Annotated in this window: 1 pseudogene; it reads left to right on the top strand. The window is 48.9% G+C overall.

Going from position 1 to position 524, the window contains the following annotated elements:
* Positions 1–524 (top strand): annotated as a pseudogene (locus ACYVG7_RS04690) (ISAs1-like element ISAs1 family transposase); the annotation flags it as partial.

Here is a 524-nt window from a genome sequence, read left to right as displayed (position 1 = left end):
GTCATCGATACCTTGCTTGAAGCGTTGCTGTGCTGGGTCAATGAACAGCGCACTTATCAGGGCAAACCCATCATTGCCTTTGATGGCAAGGTGTTACGCGGCTCCTTTCGGGGAAATGCCAAGGATGCGCTTCAGTTGGTCACGGCTTACGATACCGAAAATGGTCTGGTGTTAAGCCAGAAAGCAACCCCTAACAAGAAGGGGGAAATCGAAACCGTCAAAGATATGCTGGACATTCTTGAGCTAAAAGGAGCCGTTGTCACACTCGATGCGTTGCATTGTCAGCGTGAGACACTGGAGAAAATCAGCGAGAAGAAGGCTCATGTAGTGGTACAGGTCAAGAATAATCAACCGAAGCTGTATCAAGCGGTTCAATCGCAATTCCAGTCACTGTTTGACGCCCAGAAAGAGAAGATTGTCGTCGAGCACAAAGAGAGTGGACATGGCCGCCAGGAAGAGCGTTATGTGTTTCAATTAAAAGCCAAATTACCGCCAGAGTTGACGGAGAAATGGCCGACAATCCG

This window comes from Pseudaeromonas pectinilytica, from assembly GCF_054780855.1.
The sequence above is the reverse complement of the archived record's forward strand: the minus strand, read 5'-3'. Positions and strand labels throughout refer to the sequence as shown.